This is a genomic window from Campylobacter magnus (genome assembly GCF_028649595.1).
Classification (GTDB): Bacteria; Campylobacterota; Campylobacteria; order Campylobacterales; family Campylobacteraceae; genus Campylobacter; species Campylobacter magnus.
This window is the reverse complement of the sequence record NZ_JAQSLK010000001.1, coordinates 192,988-213,605: the sequence shown is the minus strand read 5'-3', so window position 1 is coordinate 213,605 and position 20,618 is coordinate 192,988. Positions and strand designations below refer to the sequence as shown.

Here is a 20,618-nt window from a genome sequence, read left to right as displayed (position 1 = left end):
ACGCTATATTCACTATTAGATATGCTGCGGGGCGTCATTGCTAAATAGCACTAGATCACCTGCTTTTGTATGCTCTGCTAAAGCTGCTACTAGCTCGCTTTTATGTTTTAGCTCTACTACTTTTGCGTGTTTTAGCTCGCTTTTTAGCTCAGCTGCGTTTAGCGTACTTGTGATTATCACAGTCTCAAATATACCATCAGCCACCTTTGCTAGCTTAGCATTTATGCCTTTTTGTCCCTCTATTATACCAGGGGTTACTAGCACTTTTGAGCCATTATAAGTAGCGCATAGCTTATAGCTAGCACTCATGCCTTCAAAATTACCATTAAAGCCATCATCAATGATGATTTTACCACCATTATCCATGCGGTTTAGACGGTGTTCTGCGTTTTTGATATGCTTTGATCTAGCATCTATTTGCGTAGCATTTAGACCAAGATAACTAGCCATGAGAGCAGCTGCTGCGACATTTGCAGCATTAAACTCGCCTAGCAGCCTTGGTATCTCAAAGCCAAAGTTATCCTTACCGATTTTTAGCTCAAAGCTAAGCGCATCCAAGCTAGCTTTTACATTTTTTACATTTTTATCATAAATCACGCATTTTTCATCATCGCTTAGTCCTGTGCTAGAGTGAGCCACTATATGCTCCAGGCGCGCGCTTTGTAAGGCTTCTAGCTTTGTAGCACGAACAGCGTCTATGCTTTTAAAATATTCTATATGCGCATCGCCGATTTGACCGATAATCACACAATGCGGATTTAAAAACTTAGTTATTTCAGCTATATCGCCTTTTACTCTTGCGCCAGCTTCTGCGATGTAGATTTGGGTGTTATCAGCAAGATTATCGTTTATATCTGCTGCTAGTCCCATGAGAGTATTTACAGAACGAGGCGAAGCGTAGGTTTTATAGCTTTCATCTAGTAGAGTTTTTAGATAGTTTTTGATGCTAGTTTTGCCATAGCTTGCGGTGATTAGCACGATTTTTAGATTTGGCATGGCGCCAAGTTTTTCTTTTGCTTTTTGTATATATTTTTTGCCTAGTTTTTTTTCTATAAAGGCTGAAATATACACGCTAAGCACCACTGCTATAATGATAGCAGGAGCTAGCAAATACCATTTTTTGCCCCCACCAAAAAGACAAAGAATAGAAACAAAAGCTAAAAGCAAAAAATACCTAGTAGTTCTATCAGTCATTACAAGCTTTGTAGCCATTTTAAATTGCCAGTAAACAATAAGCCCTGCGTAAGCAATAGCGATGATGAGTGAGAGCTTTGGTAGCAGCGCAAGCACTAGTACAAAAAGCACAAAAGGCGCAAGCGCAAAGTATAAATGCCACTTTGGCTTTGCGCAGTGAAACAAAGCACGCTCTACTCGGTAGCTATACCACTGCAACGAACAAATCGTATAAAACCCCAAAGTAACAGTAAAAATCCAGGCAGAAAAACCTATCATAGCTCACCTTTCATATTTAATTCTTTATCTATTTCTTCTTCGCTCTTGCCCTGAGCTATGCCATCTTGCATTTGTGCTATTAGGGCAGCTGTATTTGCTGCTATGCTCTCTCCGTGCGTGAGAAAAAAGAAATGATCCCCACTAAGTGGCTCAAATCTCACGCAGTTTCTAGCTATTTCTGAGATTTTTTTGCCACAGCTTAGTGGTGTAGTGCTATCTTCTGCGCCCCAAAAGATGAGAATTCTAGATGGACAATTAGCAAAAACGCTAGTAAAATCTTCATTTACTACATTTTTTAGCGTCTCATACATAGTAGCGCTCATGCCAGCTACATCCTTGCTAGCAAATATTCTCCACAAAAAGCCAAAGCCCATAGCCTTAAACATCTTAAATAAGCGAATCTTAACCCTAGTGCTAAATTTCTTTTTGATAGGAATTCCAGCTGAGCTTAGCAAAACTAGCACTCTTGGCGCTAGCAAAGAAGCGACCTTACCGCCAAAGCTATGCCCCACCGCACAAAGCGGATGAGAGCCGATACTGGCTAAAAACTCACGGATGATGCCTGCGTATTGCTCTGTAACAAGGGCTTTTTCAATACTACTAGCACCAAAGCCAGGCAAATCTACATAAATCTGGCGAAAATCATCAAAATAAGAGCCAAAAGCCTTTTTCATCACTTCTTTTTTTGCACCCCAGCCGTGAAGAAAAAGTATCTCCTCTCCACGCCCTACAATCTCATAGCTGATATTATATTTAATGCCATTATAGCTTATTTCTCTACTTGCCATTTATACCTCTTCTTTTTTGCGCTGTTCGTAGATTTTTTTTAGTAGTTCTTCGGCTTTATTTAGCCTTTCATACTCGCTCATACTTAGCATTACAGCTTCGAATTTATTGTTTTTTACGATAAAGGCTCTATTATTTTCGCCAGTGCTTACCTTGCTAAGAACTTCGCTGAAATTACGCACCACTTGCGTTGCGGTGTAGATTTCGTCCTTGCTAAAAGTCACAAATTTTCCTTATTTCATACAAAATTGCGTGAAATTATACGTATTTTTGTTTAAGCACTGATTAAAGGTTAGGGAATTCTAGAATTCCTAAGGCCTTTGCTAGCACTAAAACCCAGCAAAGCACAGCAATAGTAATAGCGCAAAACACCCCAGCACTAGCGCAGTCCTTTGCCTTGCCGGCTAATTCGTGATACTCAGGGCTTACTAAATCCACAACCGCTTCAATCCCAGAGTTCATCGCCTCAGCAAAAAATATAAAAATCATGCTAGCAATTAGCAAAATATGCTCTATCAAAGAACAAGGCACAAAAAGCGAGATAACAATAAGTGGCAAGCAAATAAAAAGCTCTATTCTAAAGCTTTTTTCACTGCGCCACATAGCCAAAAAGCCCTGCAAAGCAAACTTTGTGTTATTGTAAAAATGATACTGCGGCTTCAATGTATTTCCTTTTAGCTAGTCATCTTTTTTTTAGCTCAAAGTTAGCTGATTTTTGCCTAGCAAAGTCCTCATACATCGCCTTATAATCAGCCAAAATTCCATCATCAAACTCAGTGCAATAAATATCATAAATCTCATCAAAATACGCTATACTATACCCTGCTCTAACAAAGCCCGTGCGAGTATAAAAGCCAGCCCTACGCACTCTAAGAGCTAAATCATTAGCACCGATATAGGGTTTTTCAGCCTCTAAGACTACCGGCTTTTGGTATTTTTTTTGTAGATATTTTAGAATTCTTGCGCCATAACCTTTATTTCTTTTATCCTCACAAAGAGCAAAAAACGCTAGGTAAACAAAGCTACTTCGCAGTACCAAAGCACAAAAACCTATAAACTCATCGCCTATATCCACATCACTAGCGCAGCATCCCATGATATCATCACGCAAATCACTTTGATAAAAGGCTAAAAGCTCATGCTCACTTTTATACTCGCTAAAAGTAATAGGAAAGAGCATTTCATTAGGTGGGAAAGCCGCATTTGCCAAGCTCTCACAAAGTTCAAAAAGCTCGCTATCACAGCTAAAATTTACTTTTTTACACGATATTTTCATTGTTTTACCTTTATTAAATTATTAAAATCATTAAATTTTACGAGCATTGTGCGTCTAGTAGGGCAAAAGCTCTAGCTAGCGAGCGCAGGCGCACTGTAGCGTGCGTCAAGCGAAGTTAGCCCTAAGAGATTTTGTCCTACTAGGCGCACAAGGCGAAGTAAAATTCCTTACTTAAAACTAGCGATGAGATTACCCACAAGCAAATTCCACCCATCCACTAGCACAAAAATCAGCAGCTTAAACGGCAAGGATATCATCACAGGTGGTAGCATCATCATACCCATAGCCATCAAAACCGAGCTTATTATCATATCAATCACCAAAAAGGGCAAATATAACAAAAACGCTATCTCAAAGGCAGTTTTTAGCTCACTAACCACAAAAGCAGGCATTGCGATGCTAAGTGGTATATCATCTATAGTGGCTGGATTTTCTAAGCCACGAATGCGGTAAAATAATGCCAAATCCTTCTCGCGTGTATTTCGCACCATAAATTCTTTAAAAGGCTTTGCACTAAGCTCAAAAGCCTCTTGATAGCCGATTTTTTCTTCTAAATAAGGCTTTATTCCAGCTTCATAGCTAGCCTTGCCCACGGGCTCCATTATAAAAAAGCTTAAAATGAGAGCTAGACTGATTAGCACATTTGTTGGTGGCATTTGCTGTGTTCCCATCGCCTGACGCAAAAAGCTAAAGACAATAATAATACGCAAAAAGCTAGTCATCATAAAAATCAGGCTAGGCGCAAGCGCAAGCAAGGTTAAAATGATTAGCACATTTAGGCTAGTTACTAGCTGGGACGGCGTATCAGGCGCACTTAGACTTAGATTTATCGTTGGCACAGTTGGTGCTGCCAAAGAGAGAGCAAATAGCGAAATAATCAGTAAAAAAGCTTTCAAATCGTTTTTCCAAAAATTACATTTAAAAGCCAAAATATTAGCTAAATTAAAGTAAATTTATGCTGATATTTGCTAAAATCGCGCCTTTAAAAATCAAAAAAGAGCATAAAATGAACGATATTTGCGTAATGATACTAGCAGCTGGCGAGGGCACTCGCATGAAAAGCACTAAGCCAAAAGTCCTACACGAAATTTGTGGCAAAAGCATGCTATATCACAGCATAAATACAGCCTTAGAAATCAGTCAAAATGTAGTGGTTGTCCTTGGCTTTGAAAGCCAGCGTATTTTAGAGCATTTAAATCTAGAATTCCCTAGCCAAATGGGCAAAGAGATAAAAACTGCTCTCCAAGATAGAAAAAACCTTCCAGGCACAGCCGGTGCTGTCATGGCTGGGATGAGTGAGGTTAGCAAAGACACTCTTATTATAACCTGCGCTGATATGCCACTAATCACTGCTAGCGAGCTTAAAAGCCTAGCTAATGAGCCTTGTGATGTTTGCGTGGGAGCTTTTGAGCTAGAAAATCCTTTTGGCTATGGTAGAGTGGTAATCAAAAACAATAAAGTAGAAAAAATCGTAGAACAAAAAGATGCTAGCGAAAATGAAAAAGCTATAAAACTATGTAATAGTGGGGCTTATGCTTTTAAAACCGCTCTTTTAAAAGAGCTTTTGCCACAAATAAATAAGCAAAACGCAAGCAAAGAATACTACCTAACTGATGCCATCGCCCTAGCTATCAAAAGTGGAGCAAAAGTAAGTAGCCAAAGCCTTAATAGCACAAATTTCATGGGCGTAAACGACAAAATCGCCCTAGCTGCTGCCCAAGATAAAATGCTGGGTCTCATCCGCCAAAAATGGATGAGAGCTGGGGTGATAATGCACCTGCCAAACACTATATATATAGATGCGCAGGCGAGTTTTGAAGGCGAGTGCGAGATTGAAAGTGCTGTTGTCATAAAAGGCGCAAGTATCATCAAAAATAGCGTGATAAAATCAGGCTCAGTCATTGAAAGCTCACTAGTAGAAAATAGCGATGTAGGGCCAAATGCGCACCTGCGTCCAAAAAGCAATATCAAAGACACTCATATCGGCAACTTCGTAGAGCTAAAAAACGCCACGCTAAATGGCGTAAAAGCAGGTCATCTAAGCTACCTTGGTGACTGCATAATAGACTCTGGCACAAACATAGGCTGTGGGACTATCACATGCAACTACGATGGCATCAAAAAACACCGCACGATAATAGGCAAAAATGTCTTTGTAGGCTCAGATACTGCCTTTGTAGCGCCTATTAATATCGCTGATAATACCCTAATCGCCGCTGGTTCAGTAGTAACAAAAGATAGCAGCGAAGGCGAGCTAGTAATCACAAGAGCAAAACAGCAAAACATAGCTGGATATTTTGAGAAAAAATTTGGTAAAAAATAATGCTAAATCTAGAATTCCTAAACCTAAAAGATACTAAAATCACGCTATGTGTGAGTTCTAGCATTAGTTTTTATAAGGCTTTTGAGATTTTAAGTTTGCTCAGGCACGCAAACGCAAAGGTGCGTGTGGCAATGAGTGAGCAGACTTTGAAGTTTTGTTCGCCGCTAGCTTTTGAGGCACTTAGCCAGGAGTGCGTGCTAGTAGGAGATAGCAAGCCTTTGGCGCATATTGAGTATGCTAAATGCGATTTGATGATAATAGCACCAGCCACGGCAAATACAATAAACAAAATCGCCTTAGGTATAGCAGATAATGCTATGCTAAGCTGCATTCTTGCTTGCAGGGCGCCAAAGCTTATTGCCCCAGCAGCAAACACCGCAATGCTAGAAAATCATGCCACGCAAAACTCACTAAAAGTGCTAAAAGAGCGTGGCTTTGTGGCAGTAAACAGCTGTGAGAAAACCCTAGCTTGTGGAGATGTCGGCAAAGGAGCCTTAGCAAGTCCAAAAGACATAGTGCTAAGTGCTGCTAGAATGCTTGGCGCAAATTCTAGAATTTCTACTAAAAATTCTAGAATTTCTAAGGTCATCATCACAGCCGGTGCTTGCTATGAGATGATTGATGATGTTAGGGCTATTACAAATCTCTCAAGTGGAAAAATGGGGCTTGCCCTAGCCTTTGCCTACTATCTAAGGGGCTTTGATGTGACGCTTATAAGCTCAGCCCAAAACCTGCCAAAAAGCATGGAAAATCTAGAATTCCTTAGCTTCAAAAGCTCGGCTGATCTTTTAGAAATCCTAAAAAATAAAAAGCTAGCAAAAGATGATTTGCTCGTGATGGCAGCAGCGATAAGTGATTATATCCCCTCTAAAAAAGCAAAGGGAAAAATCAAAAAATCAGGTGCAAATCTAAATCTAGAACTAAAAGAAAACATAGATATTTTAAGCTCTTTAAAAGAGCTTAAATGTAAAAAAATCGGCTTTAAAATGGAAATGGACGAGCAAAGCGCTCTTAGCTCAGCCAAAAATATGCTTGAAAATAAAGCCTTAGATGCTGTGTGCCTAAATGTGCTAAAAGCGCAAAACTACTTTGGCAGCGAGCAAAATGAGGTGCTTTTTATCACAAAAAATAGCCAAAAAATGCTAAAAATGGCTAGCAAGCATGAAATAGCCGCTCAAATTGCCAGGCTTAGTGAGAATTTAAGCGAGGATTTATGAGCGGGACTAATACCATAATAAACGCAAGCCTGCCAGTCATCATTGAAGTACTTGAAAAAACGAGCTGGTGGCGGTATAATCTACGCTTTGGCAAGCGAATACTTAGCACAAAAAGCCAAAGGGAGCTAGAAATCGGCGAGCTGTATTTTGCTAATGTCGGCAAAGACCAAGGCGGAGTAATAAACATAAACAAGCTTATAAAACGCCAAAGAGGCGTGTATATAAGCGGTGCGCAAGGCTGGATAGAGCGTATCGTGGATAGCGGCGAGACTGATTTTTTGTTTGACGAGCTAAAAACTTCTCTTGCGCTTTGCGATGATGCGCTTAGCTTTGATGCTTTGCTTGAAAGCCTCATGGCACTACAAAAGGGCATTGTGAGTTTGCCTTTTGTTTATGATGAGCTTTTTTGCCTTTTTCAGCTACGAAAAAACGGCGCAAAATGCGAGCTTTACTTGCTTTTTAGCTCTTTTGCGCCTATTATTATTAGCATTGAATCAGGGCAGATTGTAGAGGCGCAAAGCCCCTATGCGTCTTTAAGCGCAGCCCTAGCAAAGGCTCTAAAGGTAAAAGCCGCTGTGGCTGATACCAAGCCCTTTTTCACCGCTAGCAAAAATATACTAGATTTTAAAGGATAAAAATAAGCAATGAACGAACTAAAACATCTAGCTATAATCATGGATGGCAACGGCAGGTGGGCAAAGGCGCATATTTTAGAGCGCAGTGCTGGGCACGAGGCTGGGGCTAGAGTGGTAGAGGACATTGCGATTTTTGCGGCTAAGCGTGGGATAAAAACGCTTAGTTTATACGCTTTTAGCACCGAAAACTGGCGCAGACCGCAGCGTGAGGTGGATTTTTTGATGAAGCTTTTAAGCAAATTTTTAAAAAGCAAAGAGCAGATGATTATACAAAATAATATTAGATTTCACACCATAGGCGATATTAGTGCTTTTGATGCTGATTTAAGGGCGCAAATAGAGCGGCTAAAAAGCCTAAGCGCGGCAAATACTGGGCTAAATCTAGTCCTAGCACTAAATTATGGCGCAAGGGACGAGCTAAGCAGGGCTTGTGCAAAACTGGCTAAAAATAACAGCGAGTTTAGCGAGGATAATATCAGCGCAGCGCTTGATACAGCGGAGTTTGGCGATGTGGATTTGCTCATTCGCACAGGTGGCGAACACAGGCTTAGTAACTTTTTGCTCTGGCAAGCAAGCTACGCAGAGCTTGTATTTTGCCCTACTCTTTGGCCTGATTTTACAAGCGCAGAGTGCGAACAGATTTGTGCTAAGTTTGAGCAGACTCACAGACGCTTTGGTGGGCTTTAAGGAATTTTATGGAATTTTAGAATTCCGCCATTGCGGAAATTTCGTCATTGCGAGGGAGCAAAAATGCAAAAACTAAAAGAGTTACCAAATGATGAGCCGATTTTTGTGATGAAAAAGGCTTATAGATTTAGCGGAATGGGTAGTAAAATCCTTGGAACTTTTTGGATTATTGTAAGCTATAATTTATCTGACAACTATGAGATTGAAAGCTTAAAATATAATATTTTAATTGGTCTTATGATTGCTTGTATTTTATATGTTTGCATTAGTTTTTATGATGGCAGTATTAAGCAAGTATTATTATATGACGATAAGATTGTAGTTGAGCGTAATTTTGGAATTTATAGCGTTATGTATGATGAAATCATACGATATGGAAATATTAAAATTGGTGCTTTTAGCAGACTATTTGTATTTGATTTAAAAAAAAGAAATAGTAAGGCGTTCGCGCAAAGAAGCGTTAAAAACTAGTCTAATATTTAGGATTTCAAATATACCTTTTACAAACAAAGATTTTAAAAATTTCTTAATAACTTTAGAACAAAAAGGAATAAAACAATGGTAACTATTTTAGGTGTAGAAGTAAGCAAAAAAGACGCAGCATTTGCTGGTTTTAGTGGATATATGGCCTTTAGTGGAAATTTATTAGAAAATGGCAGAAAAGCGCAAGGCGGATATTTTTTATAGAGATTGCTCCCTCTTTTTCAAAGCCTCGCAATGACGAATTTTAGGGAATTCCAAATTCTCTAGCCTTGTGTCATACCCCGACTTGATCAGGGGATCTCATCATAAATAAATTTAGAATTTCTATAGAGATCCTCGGGTTAAGCCCGAGGATGACATAGTAGGGAATTCTAAAATTCCTAAGGATAAAATCTAGAATTCCCGAGTTAATTCTAGAATTCCTAGAGATTGCTTCGCTTCGCTCGCAATGACGAATTTTAGGGAATTCTAGAATTCCCTAAAAAAAAGATACCCCCTAACCCCCAGAAAATCTAAAATTCCCTAAGGATGAATTTAGAATTTCTAGAGATTGCTTCGGTCGCTTTGCTCCCTCGCAATGACACAGAGAATTCTAGAATTCCATATAGAGATCCTCGGGTCAAACCCGAGGATGACATAGTAGGGAATTCTAGAATTCCTACGGCAAAAACTAGAATTCCCAAGAATAAATCTAGAATTCCCTAAGGATGAATTTAGAATTTCTAGAGATTGCTTCGCTTCGCTCGCAATGACGAAAATTCTAGAATTCCTAAGACTAAAAATATCCCCTAACCCCCAAAAACGCAAATATAAAACAAATTCTAGAATTCCATATAGAGATCCCCCAAAGGGGCTGGGGGATGGCATAGTAGGGAATTCTAGAATTCCTAGCTAAAATCATAGACTATTTGCTAAATTTTTTAAAAATTTCGCTAAAATCATTTATGAATATTTTAAGGGGAGAAAATGTTAGTTTATTATGTATTTTTCGTGCTTTTTGGGCTGTGTGTAGGCTCGTTTGCAAATGTGCTTATCGCTCGCATGCCAAAAGGTCTTAGTATTTTTTACCCAGCTAGCAACTGCCCAAACTGCCACAACAAACTACGCTTTTATCATAATATCCCAGTATTTTCGTATATTTTCTTAGGTGGCAAATGCGCCTTTTGTAAAAGCAAAATCAGCCTGCGCTATCCCTTTGTTGAGCTTATTTGTGGGGCTTTTGGCGCGCTTGCTTTTTATCTTTGTGGTGAAATTTATAGTGCTATTTTTCTTGCGCTTAGTTTGATTTTGCTTTTTGCGCTTAGCATTATTGATTTTGAGTATTTGGCTGTGCCTGAGAGCTTGTTAATTTTTGCTTTATTTTTTGCGCTTGCTAGCAAATTTACTAGCCTAGAGGATATGCTTACGCTTTCTTCGCCACTTAGCATGGCCTTGCTTTTTATGGGTGCGATTTTTCTTATCAAATCCTGCGTGAGTGCGTGGAAAAACCGCAAGAACACTAACGAGATAGTTGAGAGTATGGGCGAGGCTGATGTGCTGATTTTTGGCGTTATAGGCGCGCTTTGTGGGCTTAAGCTTGGCTTTTTGGCTGTGATGTTAGCTTGCGCTATACAGCTAGTTTTTCACCTGCTTTTACTTGGCAAAAAAGTAGAAGTACCTTTTATACCTGCGCTCTCTCTTGCGCTATTACTTGCGTTAATTTCACAAAATTTTTGGAATTTTTAAATGCTAAATAGAGTAAATAAGTATTTTTTCACAAACTTTATTGATAATTTATTATCTTTGTTTTTGACGCTATTTCTTATTGTCTCAATCGTGTTTTTTATAAATATAGCAAGAATCACAAGCTATGTAGAAATCAGTTTTTTAGAATTTATCAAGCTTTATAGCTTTTTGCTGCCGCAAATTTTGCTTTTTACGCTGCCTATTAGCTTCTTTGTCTCGCTTACGATGAGCCTTTTTAAACTCTCTCGTGATAATGAAAGCATCGTGATTTTCACCCTTGGCAAAAGCCCAAGAGAACTTAGTATATTCTTTGGTGTGGTAGCTGGGATTTTAAGCCTTTTAATGCTATTAAATGCGCTAGTTCTCATGCCCTACATGCAAGATCAAAACGCAAAGTTTATAGAGTATAAAAAGACAAGATTTAGCCTAAATATCCGCCCAGGCGAGTTTGGGCAGAAGTTTGGCAACTGGTATATCTTTGCTAGTGATAAAAACCAAGCTAGCTTGGAGTATGAAAATATCGTTCTTTATAATCCCTTTATAAACGGCGAGCGACTAATAATCAGCAGTGGCGGTCATGTAGAAAACAAAGATGGCACGCTCTCGCTTGTGCTTGATAAGGGCTCATTTTATGATATAGGGCAGAAAAACTGGCAAGTGGGCGAGTTTAAAAATCTCATTATTTCAAGCACGACAAAGCCTGAGCTTTTAGAAGATTTTGATCTTATAAAATACTGGTCAAATCCTAAAAAAGCCCGTGATCTTTGTATTTACACGCTCATTGCGCTTTTCCCGCTTGCTAGTGTGCTTTTTGCGCTGCGCTTTGGGCTTGTGGTTTATCGCTACGAACAGCGTGGGCCTTATGCTAGTGTGTTTTTGGTGCTTTTTGCGTATTTTAGCGGTATTTTGCTCCTTGCCAAGCTACCGGCTGTTGGAATTCCGCTAGTATTTTTGGCTACTTTTGCTTCTAGTTTTTATTTCTTTAAGCGCGGAATTCTAAGGCGTTTTTAGGCTAGAGTGTGAAAATTGCTATCATTTATGCCTATAATGGCGCAAAGTTTCAAGGCTCACAAACCCAGCCAAATGGCAAGGCAGTAGAGGACGCGCTAAATCTAGCTTTACGAAAAATAGGCGTTTTTAGCCCTGTAATTTCAAGCTCTCGCACGGACGCTGGGGTTCATGCACTTATGCAGCTCTCAAGCGTGGAGGTCGGGGACTTTTGGGATTTAACAAAGCTAAAAAACGAGCTAAACCGCCACCTGCCAGCTAGCGTTTTTGTCAAAAATGTAAAAAAAGTAAATGCTGATTTTCACCCAAGATACAGCGCAAAAGCTAGAGCTTATCGCTATTTGCTCTTTTGTGGGAGGCAAAGAATAGAGCTTGCTGATTTGGTCTATTTTTGCGCCAAGCCTGATATGAAGGTGCTAAATGAGGCTTTAAGGCTCTTTTGTGGCGAGCGTGATTTTAGCGGCTTTTATAAAAGCGGTAGCAATGAAAAAAGCCCCGTTCGCAGACTTTTTTACGCTAGGGCAAGAGCGAGAAAAACAGCGCTTGGAGAGTTTGTAATAATCGCTTTTAAAGGCAATGGCTTTCTTCGCTCTCAGGTTCGTCTCATGGTAGCAAACGCCCTAGAATGCGCTAAAAACCCAGAAAAACTAGAAATATTAAAAAATCGTTTAGAAAATAAAAGCCAAGCAGTGCCGACTAAAATCCCAGCCCCAGCTGCAGGACTATATCTAAAAAAGGTGTTTTATGCCTAGCCGCTACTGCTAAGTTTAGAGGGCAGCATAAATCTAAAATTCCTAAGCCTTGTGTTATCCCCCGACTTGATCGGGGGATCTCATCATAAAGAATTCTAGAATTCCATATAGAGATCCCCCAAAGGGGCTGGGGGATGACATAGTACGCCTTGTTCAGCTATGGAATTCTAGAATTCCCAAAAAAAAGACACCCCCTAACCCCCAGAAAATCTAGAATTCCTAAGACTAAATCTAAAATTCCAGATTGCTTCGCTTTGCTCGCAATGACGAGAATTCTAGAATTCCTAAGCATAAATCTAGAATTCCTAGCAAAAATCTAGAATTTCTAGAGATTGCTTCTGTCGCTCTGCTCCCTTGCAATGACGAAATTCTAGAATTCTATAGCTTTTCAACAGCCGCTACTGTGAGGTTTAGAGGGCAGCACAAATCTAGAATTCCATAGTCTTTGTCATCCCCAGACTTGATCGGGGGATCTCATCACAAAGAATTTAGAATTCCATATAGAGATCCTCGGGTTAAGCCCGAGGATGACATAGTAGGGAATTCTAGAATTCCTAGGACTGAATATCCCCTAACCCCCAACCAGCGGATGTGAAGCAAAAAACGCAAATAAAGCAAGAGAATTTTAGATTTTGGTGGGGTTTTAGGGGTGGCACCCCTAATGGTTTAGGGCGTAGTCCTTATAAAATTTGTAAGCTAAATTTATCTAGACTAAAAGCGAACAAAAATCTAGAATTCCTAAGGCAAAATCTAGAATTCCTAGAGATTGCTTCGCTTCGCTCGCAATGACGAGAGCTCTAGAATTTCCTAAGCCTTGTGTCATCCCGACTTGATCGGAGATCTCATCATAAAGAATTCTAGAATTCCGGATAGAGATCCTCGGGTCAAGCCCGAGGATGACATAGTAGAGAATTCTAGAATCCCCCAAAAAAAGACACCCCCTAACCCCCAGAAGATCTAGAATTCCTAGAGTAAAATTTAGAATTTCTTAAAGATTACTTCGGTCGCTTTGCTCCCTCGCAATGACGAAATTCTAGAATTCTATAGAGATCCTCGGGTCAAGCTGGGGGATGACATAGTAAGGAATTCTAGAATTCCCTAGAGCTTAAAAAATTAGTCCCTCGTTTTCTTGAATTTCTACCGTATCGTGCCCGGCTTTTTGCGGTAGTGGTGAGATGTCAGTATATAGCACTCCACCGCTTGATTTTACGCCACTTGGGACGCTAAAGGTGCTTTTTGTATCTGGGTAGAGTTTTTTATACTCACGCACGATTTGGCTAAATACAGGCGCAGATGTTAGGCCACCGCCCTCTACTCTTCGCATAGGGGTATTATCGTCGTTTCCATACCAGACGATGACTTCTAGCTCAGGGCTAAAGCCACAAAACCACGCATCGATGTTATTATTTGTCGTGCCTGTTTTGCCAGCTATTTCTACTCCAGGCACGCGCGCTCTGCGACCGGTGCCTTCGTTTACCACCGCTTTCATCATATCTACTATCAAGTAGGCTTGGCGAGCAGGCACTACCTCACGGATATTTGGCGCAAAGTGTGAGCTGGTGCCATCAGCAGCTGTGATATCGCTGATGAGATAGGGCTTTGCGATATTTCCCATGCCAGCAAAGAGCGAGTAAGCCTCACTATAATCCATAGGGCTAATGCCAAAACTGCCTAGTGCTATACTTAGATTTGGTGGGATATTGCGAAAGCCAAAGCCATCAAGCTTGCTATGAACGCTATTAAAGCCCACATCTACAAGCAAGCTGATTGTTGCTAGGTTGCGTGATTTTTTAAGAGCGTCTTTTAGCGTGATAAAGCCGGCAAAATCGCCGCCGTAGTTCTTTGGCTTCCAAGCCTTGCCATCACCTCCCATTCCCTCAAAGGCCATTGCCACATCAGCTACCTTGCTAGCTGGGCTAAAGCCTTGATTTAACGCTACTAAATATACAAAAGGCTTAAAAGACGAGCCTGGCTGGCGTGAGCTTTGTGTAGCCCTGTTATAGCTACTTTTTGCGTAATCCACACCGCCAACTAGGGCTAGAATTTCGCCAGTTAGCGGATTGCTTACTATAGCAGCGCCATTTAGCACATTTTCATCAGCGTTTTTATTGCGTTTTAAAATCTCATTGTAGCCATCTTTTAGTGCATTTTCTGCGATTTTTTGAACTCGCAAGTCAGCTGTGAGAGTAATCTTATATCCGCCACTTTTTATATCAGGGATAGTGGCACTTAGCTGTTTTAAAGCCTCATCTATAAGATATGGAGCTTTGTTTTGCGTTAGAGTGTCATTGTAGACCTTTGGCTGTTCGTTTATAGCTTGCTGATACTGCGCTGCATCTATCCAGCCAAGGTCTCTCATACGCCCTATAACGGCATTTGCCCTACTCATACTTAGTTCATACTGACGAGTTGGGTCGTAGGTGCTAGGTGCTTTTGGCAGGCCCACTAAAATCGCCATTTCTTTTAGGCTTAGGGCTGAGAGTGGCTTGCGAAAGTATCCAGCAGCCGCTGTTTTTACCCCATAATAGCCGTGCCCAAAAAACACCTCGTTTAAATACCGCTCTATGATTTGCTCTTTACTTAGGACTTTTTCTACTTCATAAGCAAGCAGGACTTCTTTTAGCTTGCGAACGAACTTTTTCTCCCTTGTTAGCACTAGGTTTTTTACTAGCTGCTGTGTGATAGTGCTAGCTCCTTCGACTAGCGCCATTGCTTGGATGTCTTTTATCGCTGCTCTAAAAATCGCTTCTATATTTATACCATCGTGCTCAAAAAACGCAGTATCCTCAACTGCTACAAGAGCTTCAACAAGTCTAGTTGGTATCTCATCAAAGCTAGCATAGCGGCGGTTTTTTTCGTCAAATACATTTGCTATAAGCTCGCCGTTTCTGTCAAAAAACTGCGTGGTAAGCTTTGGCTTATAATCAACTATAGGGCTAATATCAAGCTTCATTTGCGAATAAAAATTCCCCAAAAACATCAAGATTACCAGCGAAACAGCTATGCCAAGTCCTAGGATAATTCTCAATTTGTTTCCTTTTTGATAAAATCTGAAATAGTATCAAGTAAAGCAATACTCGCTTCAATCTCAATTTTTTTTCGTGAAATGCTCTCTACATTTGCGCCGACGCTAATGCCTAATTCTTTGCCATAATGATAAAGTTCACAAAACATATCAAAGCTAGTTTTTACCGACATTTCAACCGGATTTGAGCTATGCATTAGGCGCCCTTCAAAATACTTTGGCACATCGATGCCAAGCCAGCGCATAAAGCTAAGTGTCTTAGCATCGCCACAAGGGGTAAAAGTAAAGATTATAGGCACTTTTTTTGTTTCCTTGCTAGCGCAAAGCTTAGCATAATCGCTTAGAAAATGCTTTGCGTTGTTTATGTTATAGACAGCTTGAGTGATAAAAAACTCACAGCCTGCTGATATTTTCTGCCCTACTCTTAGATGCTCATCACCCTTGCTAATATGTCTTTCTGGTATACAAATGCCACCAAGTACGATATTTGGAGCATTTTTAGCTTTTAATTCATAAGCATCGTTTAGGTGAGTTTTTGGCGTATCGTTTTTGCTACTAGCACCTACAAAGACGCTGATTATTTCATTATTTTGCCCTAGAAAATCTGCTAGTGCCTCTGGGGAGTATTTGCTAACTGCTTTGTAAATTACTGCTTGATATTTGCCCGCAAAAAACTTTTTATAGTAATTAAGTGGTTCTAAAGTATCCTTAAAATCAAAGGTTCTTTTATCTTTATTTCTTTCTTTTTCATCTTGTAAGTCATAAATCACAAGCCCATCAAGCCTGCTATTTGCTAAGCGCAAAAGCTGCGTGGCTGCGATTTGTTCTACTTTTTTGCTATCAGTATCAATGCTAGGTGGCGTAAAGCCATAAAGTAAAATCGCTGGAGAATTTTGCTTAATTTTTTCTTTTAATTTCATTTATTCACCTTAGAATTCCCTAGTTTTTTTAGATTTTTCTAGGGAATTCTAGATTTTTAAAAAGCTCTTAGCGGCTTGCTATTACTGCTTTTACCATATTTTCTAGGCTTGGTTTTACCTCTTCCCATTTGCGAGTTTTTAGACCGCAGTCTGGGTTTATCCAAAGTTGTTCTTTTGGTAACACCTCTAGTATAGCTTTGATTTGCTCTTCTATCTCGCTCACGCTTGGCACTCTTGGGCTGTGGATGTCGTATACACCAGGACCTACTTCTTGTTTATAGCCTACTGATTTAAAGATTTTTAGTAGCTCATTGCCACTTCTTGCTGTTTCTATGCTGATTACATCAGCGTCCATTGCTTCTATTGTTTTAATGATATCATTAAACTCAGAATAGCACATATGGGTGTGGATTTGAGTTTTTGCCTCAGCACAGCTTACACTTAGCTTAAAGCTATTTACCGCAAAACTCTCATAATCGCCGATATTTTCTTTTCTTAGTGGATAGCCTTCTTTAAAGGCTGCTTCGTCTACTTGGATGATTTTGATACCTGCTTTTTGAAGGTCGTTTATCTCATCATAGATACAAAGCGCTAGCTGTTTAACAACCTCGCTGCGTGGCATATCATCACGAACAAAGCTCCAGTTCATTATAGTGACTGGTCCTGTTAGCATGCCTTTCATGATTTTTTTGGTTTTGCTTTGAGCGTAGGTTATCCAGTCTACTGTCATAGGATTTGGTCTGCTTACATCGCCAAAAAGTAGTGGTGGCTTAACGCAGCGAGAGCCGTAGCTTTGAACCCAGCCGTTTTTGCTAAATGCATAGCCTTTTAACTGCTCGCCAAAGTACTCAACCATATCATTTCTCTCAGGCTCGCCGTGAACTAGCACATCAAGACCGATGCTTTCTTGGAAAGCCACACAATCATCAATGTATTTTTTAATCTCGCTTTCATATTTTGCTTTATCAATCTCGCCTTTTTTGAAAGCATTTCTAACCGCTCTTAGCTCAGCGGTTTGAGGAAATGAGCCTATGGTAGTAGTTGGCAAGCTTGGTAGATTAAATAGCTTGTGTTGGACTTTTATACGCTCGCTAAATGGTGTCTCACGCTCAAATTTACTTAGATTTTTCACACGCTCCTGTACGGCTGCGTCATTTACTAGGCTTGAGGTTTTGCGATTAGCGATAGCTATTTTGTTTTTCTCATAGATTTCAGAGCATCTTGCGCATAGTTCTTTACCATTAGCAAATGCTGTTAAAATCACAATCTCATCAAGCTTTTCAACAGCAAAGCTTAGCCACTCTTTTATAGCTAGATTTTCTTCGTATTTTAGCGTAAAAGGCACATGAAGCAGTGAACATGAAGTGCCGATATATAGGCGCTCGCTCTCTATTTGATCTAGCAAGCGACCTACTTTTGCTTTGCGCTCTTCAAGATCAGCTACCCAGATATTTCGTCCATTTATAATTCCAGCAAATAGCACCTTGTTAGCATCTTTTATTAGCTTTATGCTTGGGCGTTGACACTCTGAGTTATGAACTAGATCTAGACCTACTGCCCACACGCCAGTTTTTACTATTTGTTCAGTAGCTTCTGGGGCTTTTTCAAAATATGTCATAAATATGATTTTTGCGTTGCTTGCAGCTGCACAGATCTTGTCATACACGCCTTTTAAGCGAGGGGCAAGATCACTTGCTCTATCAGTTACAAAAATTGGCTCATCAAGCTGGATAACTACTTCATCATCAAGCTTAGCAATCTCAGCAATTAGCTCGCAATACACACTAACAAGCGCATCTAAGTGAGAAAAAGCATCGCTTCCATCATTTGTTTTTGAAAGCGCAAGATAAGTAAATGGTCCAATTAAATTTAGCTTAGCATTTATGCCTAGTGCTTTTGCTTCTTTATACTCATTTATGTATTTGCTAGCATCTAGTTTAAAGCTTGTGCTAGCATTTAGTTCAGGCACGATGTAGTGGTAGTTTGTATTAAACCACTTTGTCATCTCCATAGCAACTGCGCCTTTGTTTCCACGGCACATGCTAAAATACAACTCCTCGCCACTAAGCCCAGCAAATCTAGCTGGAATAGCACCAAAAGCAATGCTGTGATCAAGCATAATATCATAATAAGAAAAATCTCCAACGCTGATAAAGTCAATGCCAGCGTCTTTTTGGTATTGCCAGTGTCTTTTGCGTAATTCTTTTGCTACATTTTCTACGCTAGCAAAATCGCTTTTGCCAGCCCAGTACGCCTCAAGCGCAAATTTTAGCTCTCTTTGTTCGCCTATGCGACCAAAGCCAGTTACATATGATTTTGACATTTTTAGCCCTTTTTTGAAAAATTAAGCGCAAATTATAGCTTAATTATTTTAAAAATCAGCTATAATTGGCTAAAACTTTTAGGAATTATCATGAAATTTGTATTTTTTGCTGTTTTTTTGGCTGTTTTTGCACATGGTGTAGATGGATTTATGGATGCGATTGAATGCAACACATGCCACCGCACTCAAACAAACTTTTGGAAAAAAAGTAGGCACGCAAACCATGACTCAGAGCTATACATAGCAGTGCTAGAAGCTGTAGCAAAGCAAACAGATACCCTAAAAATAGAAGTGCTCTCACTGTGTTCAAGGTGCCACAATCCAGAATTAGCAATGAACAAAAATCTAAACACCTATATGTTCTCAAAAATCCTAGGCATTGAAAACTCAGCCACAAGAGAAATAGACGAAGTAGCAAAAAGTACAAGCAAAATTAGCAATGTAACCTGCTCGTTTTGCCACAGTATAGATTCTATCAAGCCAAATCCACACGGCTCTTTAGCCGGCTCTGAGCTAGTAGAGTGGATAAAAGAAGAAAACACTTTCTCAGGGCCTTTTGCCTCAAATGTAAATGAATTTCACAAAAATGTACAAAAAGATATATTTAGAAGTGATCAAATCTGCCTAGCCTGTCACAACCAAGTGTCAATGAAAGACAAAAACGGCAAGCCTCTTATCATATCATCTTATACCACAGGTGATGAAATGATAGATCTAAGCAAAAACTGCACCGACTGCCACATGAGCGAAATACAAAAAAATCTCTCAGTTAGCGGCGCTGAAATAGCAGAACTTAGAGAGGTAAGAGAGCATAGATTTGCAGGCGGACACGATATGTCGCAGGTGCGTAGCGCATTTCGCTACGAATACGACAAAGAAAGCAAGAGCATTTTTATCCAAAACACCTCGCCGCACATGGTGCCAACAGGCTTTGGCGGAAGGCTTTTGGAGTTTGTCTTTAGCTACGAGGATAAAAAAGGCAATACCTTAGTCCAGAGTGAAACTAGAACCTTTGGCGCGCACTACAAAAAAAATGGTCGCCCAGCACTACAATACCTAGCTGATAGCATGCAAGATGAGCGCCTAGAAGGCTTAGAGAAAAAGCAGATCAAGCTAAACCCGCCAAAAGATGCATATAAGGTAAATATAAAAATAAATTATCATTTCATAAGCCCTGAGCTAATAAAAGAATACGACCTAAAAATCTCGCCAAAAGCAGCAGGTCCTATGGTAATCGAGTATCAAAACGGCGGTTCGTTTGTTTTAGAGTGATGATTTTTTAAGCGAGTTTTTTTACTTCACATTTTGGGGGTGCGGGGGTATTTTTAACCCTAGGAATTCTAGAATTCCTAGGGATAAATCTAGAATTCCTAGAATAAATCTAAAATTCCTAGGCAAAATCTAGAATTCCCTAAGTCTTGTGTCATCCCCAGACCTGACTTTCTTTGTCATCCCCCAGCTTGACTGGGGGATCTCATCACAAAGAATTTAGAATTCTCTGCGTCATTGCGAGGGAGCAAAGCGACCGAAGCAATCTCTAGGAATTCTAGAATTCCAAAAAAAAGATACCCTCTAACCCCTAGAAAATCTAGAATTCCCCAAAAAAACGCAGATAAAGCAAGAGAATTCTAGATTTTAGTGGGGTTTTAGGGGCGACGCCCCTAAGGGTTTAGGGCGTAGCCCTTATAAAATTTGCGAGCAGCGGGGCTTGCCCCACTAAAGCGAGCATAAATCTAAAATTCCTAAGGATAAAACTAGAATTCCTAAGCAAAATCCAGAATTCCTAGGCTAAATTCTAGAATTCCTAAGCCTTGTGTTATCCCCCGACTTGACCCTAGGATCTCATCACAAATAAATTTAGAATTCCATGCGTCATTGCGAGGGAGCAAAGCGACCGAAGCAATCTCTAGGAATTCTAGAATTCCTAAGACTAAATCTAGAACTCCTAGGCAAAATCTAGAATTCCTAAGATAAATTCTAAAATTCCCAAGGCAAAATCTAGAATT

General features: G+C 40.0%; 19 protein-coding genes. 10 read left to right on the top strand and 9 right to left on the bottom strand.

Annotation, left to right across the window (positions count from 1 at the left end; all coding sequences use genetic code 11):
* Positions 1–15 precede the first annotated feature (15 nt).
* The 6 genes from PTQ34_RS00955 to fliP all read right to left on the bottom strand — a co-directional run bounded on the left by PTQ34_RS00955 (position 16) and on the right by fliP (position 4,410).
* Complete coding sequence (locus PTQ34_RS00955) at positions 16–1,452, bottom strand: Mur ligase family protein (RefSeq protein WP_273931603.1); 1,437 nt, start codon at positions 1,450–1,452, stop codon at positions 16–18.
* A complete protein-coding gene (locus PTQ34_RS00950; RefSeq protein ID WP_273931601.1) occupies positions 1,449–2,240 on the bottom strand; it encodes an alpha/beta fold hydrolase in 792 nt (263 codons plus the stop codon). Before PTQ34_RS00950 ends, PTQ34_RS00955 begins: the two co-directional genes overlap by 4 nt.
* The gene (locus PTQ34_RS00945; protein ID WP_273930842.1) at positions 2,241–2,462 is read right to left on the bottom strand and encodes a type II toxin-antitoxin system prevent-host-death family antitoxin; all 222 of its coding nucleotides are present in this window, start codon (positions 2,460–2,462) and stop codon (positions 2,241–2,243) included.
* Between the two features lie 61 nt (positions 2,463–2,523).
* Positions 2,524–2,901, bottom strand: coding sequence for a diacylglycerol kinase (locus tag PTQ34_RS00940; protein ID WP_273931599.1), 378 nt, complete (start codon positions 2,899–2,901; stop codon positions 2,524–2,526).
* 19 nt (positions 2,902–2,920) lie between these two features.
* Positions 2,921–3,514, bottom strand: a complete 594-nt coding sequence (locus tag PTQ34_RS00935; RefSeq protein ID WP_273931598.1) for a GNAT family N-acetyltransferase — start codon at positions 3,512–3,514, stop codon at positions 2,921–2,923.
* Positions 3,515–3,681: 167 nt separating this feature from the next.
* Positions 3,682–4,410, bottom strand: coding sequence for a flagellar type III secretion system pore protein FliP (gene fliP / locus PTQ34_RS00930; RefSeq protein WP_273930839.1), 729 nt, complete (start codon positions 4,408–4,410; stop codon positions 3,682–3,684).
* Between the two features lie 110 nt (positions 4,411–4,520).
* Here fliP and glmU point away from each other — a divergent pair, with 110 nt between their 5' ends.
* From glmU to truA, 9 genes are all read left to right on the top strand, one after another.
* Complete coding sequence (gene glmU / locus PTQ34_RS00925; protein ID WP_273931869.1) at positions 4,521–5,837, top strand: bifunctional UDP-N-acetylglucosamine diphosphorylase/glucosamine-1-phosphate N-acetyltransferase GlmU; 1,317 nt, start codon at positions 4,521–4,523, stop codon at positions 5,835–5,837.
* Positions 5,837–7,054, top strand: coding sequence for a bifunctional phosphopantothenoylcysteine decarboxylase/phosphopantothenate--cysteine ligase CoaBC (coaBC, locus tag PTQ34_RS00920; protein WP_273931597.1), 1,218 nt, complete (start codon positions 5,837–5,839; stop codon positions 7,052–7,054). Before glmU ends, coaBC begins: the two co-directional genes overlap by 1 nt.
* Positions 7,051–7,689: a hypothetical protein gene (locus PTQ34_RS00915; RefSeq protein ID WP_273931596.1), complete on the top strand. Its 639-nt coding sequence runs from the start codon at positions 7,051–7,053 to the stop codon at positions 7,687–7,689. The genes coaBC and PTQ34_RS00915 overlap by 4 nt, the downstream gene beginning before the upstream one ends.
* 9 nt (positions 7,690–7,698) lie before the next feature.
* Entirely contained in the window at positions 7,699–8,376 is a 678-nt protein-coding gene (gene uppS / locus PTQ34_RS00910; protein WP_273931595.1) for a polyprenyl diphosphate synthase, read from the top strand.
* Positions 8,377–8,406: 30 nt separating this feature from the next.
* Positions 8,407–8,847, top strand: a complete 441-nt coding sequence (locus PTQ34_RS00905; protein ID WP_273931593.1) for a hypothetical protein — start codon at positions 8,407–8,409, stop codon at positions 8,845–8,847.
* A gap of 87 nt (positions 8,848–8,934) precedes the next feature.
* Complete coding sequence (locus tag PTQ34_RS00900) at positions 8,935–9,063, top strand: hypothetical protein (RefSeq protein WP_273931592.1); 129 nt, start codon at positions 8,935–8,937, stop codon at positions 9,061–9,063.
* Positions 9,064–9,825: 762 nt separating this feature from the next.
* The gene (locus PTQ34_RS00895; RefSeq protein ID WP_273931589.1) at positions 9,826–10,584 is read left to right on the top strand and encodes a prepilin peptidase; all 759 of its coding nucleotides are present in this window, start codon (positions 9,826–9,828) and stop codon (positions 10,582–10,584) included.
* Positions 10,585–11,595: an LptF/LptG family permease gene (locus PTQ34_RS00890; protein WP_273931588.1), complete on the top strand. Its 1,011-nt coding sequence runs from the start codon at positions 10,585–10,587 to the stop codon at positions 11,593–11,595. It abuts the gene before it with no gap.
* Between the two features lie 8 nt (positions 11,596–11,603).
* Positions 11,604–12,344 carry a tRNA pseudouridine(38-40) synthase TruA gene (truA, locus tag PTQ34_RS00885; RefSeq protein WP_273931586.1) on the top strand — a complete coding sequence of 247 codons (741 nt, stop codon included), beginning with the start codon at positions 11,604–11,606 and terminating at the stop codon, positions 12,342–12,344.
* Between the two features lie 1,105 nt (positions 12,345–13,449).
* Here truA and PTQ34_RS00880 read toward each other — a convergent pair.
* The 3 genes from PTQ34_RS00880 to metE form a co-directional block, all read right to left on the bottom strand.
* Entirely contained in the window at positions 13,450–15,324 is a 1,875-nt protein-coding gene (locus PTQ34_RS00880; RefSeq protein ID WP_273931868.1) for a transglycosylase domain-containing protein, read from the bottom strand.
* A 44-nt stretch (positions 15,325–15,368) separates the two neighbouring features.
* Entirely contained in the window at positions 15,369–16,289 is a 921-nt protein-coding gene (locus PTQ34_RS00875; protein ID WP_273931585.1) for a methylenetetrahydrofolate reductase, read from the bottom strand.
* 67 nt (positions 16,290–16,356) lie between these two features.
* Positions 16,357–18,612 (bottom strand): 5-methyltetrahydropteroyltriglutamate--homocysteine S-methyltransferase, encoded by a 2,256-nt coding sequence (gene metE / locus PTQ34_RS00870; protein ID WP_273931584.1) that lies wholly within the window; start codon positions 18,610–18,612, stop codon positions 16,357–16,359.
* A 90-nt stretch (positions 18,613–18,702) separates the two neighbouring features.
* Here metE and PTQ34_RS00865 point away from each other — a divergent pair, with 90 nt between their 5' ends.
* Positions 18,703–19,884 carry a multiheme c-type cytochrome gene (locus PTQ34_RS00865; RefSeq protein WP_273931582.1) on the top strand — a complete coding sequence of 394 codons (1,182 nt, stop codon included), beginning with the start codon at positions 18,703–18,705 and terminating at the stop codon, positions 19,882–19,884.
* Positions 19,885–20,618: the final 734 nt, after the last annotated feature.